The sequence below is a fragment of the Nonomuraea sp. NPDC003201 genome (genome assembly GCF_053590415.1).
In genome coordinates this window covers 1-3,255 of the sequence record NZ_JBSFTC010000606.1, presented here as the reverse complement: position 1 = coordinate 3,255, position 3,255 = coordinate 1, and the positions used below count along the sequence as shown (strand labels likewise).

Below are 3,255 nucleotides of genomic sequence, written 5' to 3'. Positions count from 1 at the left end.
GCCAGCGTCTGCGCGCCGGCCGTCGAGACGTGCACGCCCACCACCTGGTCGCGCCGCGCGCCCCTGCGTACGAGCCCCGAGGCCGCCCTGGTCACCTCGGTCACCAGCCTGCGGTAGCCGTAGACGTGGCCGCCGCGCAGATCGACGAGCGCCGGCCGCTCCCCACGCTCGTACGCCTGGCGGAACACCTCGTGGATCACGGTCCCGGTGGTCGAGGCGGCAGGCTTCATGACCGCCAACGTACGGCCGCCGGGCATGCACAGCATCGACCGATCTATGTAGGCAGATGTGCATTCCCGCGGGCGGGCCCGAGCCCTGCGCGACTCGAGCCCGCTGCCACGCGCCCGGAACCGGACCTCCACCCCTCCGAGGAGGCCCAGCTCCGCGCGGACGCGTGACGTCCCCGATGGATCGGCCGCACCACAAAGGGTGGAAAGCCGGTGCGGCCGATCACACGTAGCAACGGTAGGTGTGCAGATGGGTGCCGCACATGCGCTGACATGGCCATTCGACGATGTAAACCGGCAGGCTCCGTGATGTGTAGAGAGGTACGCGGATCAGCGGCTCTCGATCACCCATGCGGCGATCTGTGTACGTGTGGAGAAGCCCAGCTTGGACAGGATGTTGGCCACGTGGCGGGCGGCGGTCGCCGGGCTGATGACCAGTTCGTCGGCGATGGCCCGGTTGCTGAGCCCTCTGGCGATCAGCTCGGCGATCTCGCGCTCCCTGACCGTGAGCCTGCTGTCCTGGCTGACCGGTACGACCGGCTCCGCGGGGCGTTCGGGCAGCGCGCCGTCCAGGGCGCACGCCACCGCCTGTTCGGCGGTCATCCCCCCGCCCTCGGTCCACAACATGCCGACCACGGCCTCGCCCAGCCCGATCCGCGCCGGTCGCAGGACGTCCTCCGTACGCGCGTCCGGCTGGCGGCTGCGCAGCGCCACCGAGGCGGCGGCCAGCAGGACCGCGCGCCGGTGGTCGCCCTCGGCGGAGACCAGGACCGCCCACTCCTCCAGCCGCCTGGCGATGCCCGCGCGCAGCCCCGCGTCGCGGCTGAGCACCAGCGCCTCGGTGAACCTGGCCCTGGCCTCCACCAGGTCGCCCTGGTCTAGCGCCACCTTGCCGAGCCCGGCCAGGCAGCTCACGATCTGCTGCCTGGCGTCCACGTGCAACAGCAGGCTCAGCCCCGACTCGTAGTGCCGCTTGGCCGTCGGGAGGTCGCCCGAGCGCCTGGCGACCTGGGCGAGCCCGATGTGGGCGAAGGACCGGCCCACGTGGTTGTCGAGCCCCTCGTTGATCGCCAGCACCTCCTCGAACCCGCGCTGCGCCTCCCGCAGGCGGCCGTGGTGCAGGCCGAACTGCGCCCGGGTGCCCTGGGCCAGCGACTCCAGGATGAGGTCGCCGGAGCGCCTGGCCAGCTCCAGCGCGCGGGCCAGGGTGTCGGGCTCGCCGGTGAGCTGGGCCAGCACGATCGTGCCGACGGCCTCGCCGTACGCGTCGTCGACGGACCTGCACAGATCGAGCCCGGCGCGGGTGCACCACGTGGCCAGCTCGAGATCGCCCGCCGCCAGCGCCAGCTCGCCGCGCAGGATCGTGGCCTGGCCGCGCAGCGCCGGCCGCATCCGCGGGACGTCGAGGGCCAGCAGCCGGTCGAGCCGCTCGGCCATGTCGAGCTTCCTGCCGCTGCCGACCAGCAGGTAACGCAGGTCGGTCAGCAGGCTCAACGCGGTCTCCGGCAGGCCGATGGCGATCGACCACTCGCAGGCCGAGCCGACCTCGACCTTGAGCGCGTCGAACAGGTTCACGTACCGCTCGATCACCGGCCACGACGTGCGCGCGCCCGGCGCGATCGCCTCCTTGAACCCGCTCGCCATCGCGGCCAGCGCCGTCAGGTGCCTGCGCCGCAGCTCCGTCTCCTCGCCGGACTCGGCGAGCTGCTCCAGCGCGTAATCCCGTACGGTCTCCAGCAGCCGGTAGCGCGCCTGACCGGCGATCTCGCCGTCGAGCGCGACCAGCGACTTGTCCACCAGATCGCACAGCCGGAGCAGCACGTCCTCCTCGGGCAGCCCCGGCCCCGAGCAGACCGCCTCGGCCAGGTCGAGCGTCCAGGAGGAGCGGAAGGCGGCCGTGCGGCGCAGCAGCAGCCGCTCCTGCGGGGAGAGCAGCCGGTAGCTCCAGTCCACGGCGGCCCTGAGCGTGCGGTGCCGGGCCGGAGCCGTACGCGCGCCGCCCGCCAGCAGCCTGAACCGGTCGTCCAGCCGCTCGACGAGCTGGCGGACGGACAGGACCCGCACCATGGCGGCGGCCAGCTCGATCGCCAGCGGCAGGCCGTCGAGCGCCTGGCACAGCTCCGTGACCAGCGGCCGGCTCTCGTCGGTCAGCTCGAAGTCGGGCCGGGCGGCGGTGGCCCTGGCCACGAACAGCCGCACGGCCTCGCTGTCCTCCCCACCCACCGACAGGGGAGGCACCCGCCACACGGTCTCGCCGGGCACGCGCAGCGGCTCCCTGCTGGTGGCCAGCACGGTGAGCCCCGGACAGGCGCAGAGCAGGTCACGGCACAGCTCCGCGCACTCGCCGATCACGGGCTCGCAGTTGTCGAGCACCAGGAGCGCCCGCCGGCCCGCGATCGACTCGGCCAGGTCGCCCGCGATGCCGAGCGCGGCGGCGACGTACTCTCTCAGCTCGCCCTTCTCCAGGTCGGCCAGCTCGATCAGCCACACGCCGCCCGGGTGGTCGGGGCCCACCCTGGCCGCGAGCCGCATCGCCAGCCGGGTCTTCCCGATGCCGCCCGCGCCGCAGAGGGTCACGGCCCGGGAGACGCGCATCAGATGGGCGAGCTCATCTAGATCGGACTCCCGGCCCACGAACGCGTTCGGCTCGGCCGGCAGGTCGCTGAAGTCGGCGAATCGCAGCATCACTGTGAGTGTGTCACCAACTACGCCACGCGCCCAGACATAATCTGTGGAGATCTGTCAGTGCCCGTGGGCACACTCAAGTCATGGTCGATGAGCCGCTCGAGCTCGGTGAGATCTCCTTCTCCGACTGGTATGCCCATCAGGACAAGCTGGCGGAGGTCGGTTTCCTGACCATCGCCAGGCGGCTGCCGTCACTCGTGGCACAGGCGATGCGCATGGCCTGGCAGGCCGGCCGGCGCGACACCCTCGCCACGATCACGCTCAACCTCCTCGGCGGCGTCTTCACGGCCTTCGGCCTGCTGGCGACCACCGGCGTCCTCAGCGCCCTCTTCAGCGAGGGCCC

General features: G+C 72.3%; 2 protein-coding genes and 1 pseudogene. 1 reads left to right on the top strand and 2 read right to left on the bottom strand.

Going from position 1 to position 3,255, the window contains the following annotated elements; genetic code table 11:
• Both ACWDX9_RS61525 and ACWDX9_RS61520 read right to left on the bottom strand, forming a co-directional pair.
• A partial coding sequence (locus ACWDX9_RS61525; RefSeq protein WP_449973151.1) for a hypothetical protein occupies positions 1 to 230 on the bottom strand: 230 nt, incomplete at its 3' end.
• A gap of 327 nt (positions 231 to 557) precedes the next feature.
• Positions 558 to 2,912 (bottom strand): ATP-binding protein, encoded by a 2,355-nt coding sequence (locus ACWDX9_RS61520; RefSeq protein WP_449973150.1) that lies wholly within the window; start codon positions 2,910 to 2,912, stop codon positions 558 to 560.
• 83 nt (positions 2,913 to 2,995) lie between these two features.
• Here ACWDX9_RS61520 and ACWDX9_RS61515 point away from each other — a divergent pair.
• Positions 2,996 to 3,255 (top strand): annotated as a pseudogene (locus ACWDX9_RS61515) (ABC transporter ATP-binding protein); the annotation flags it as partial.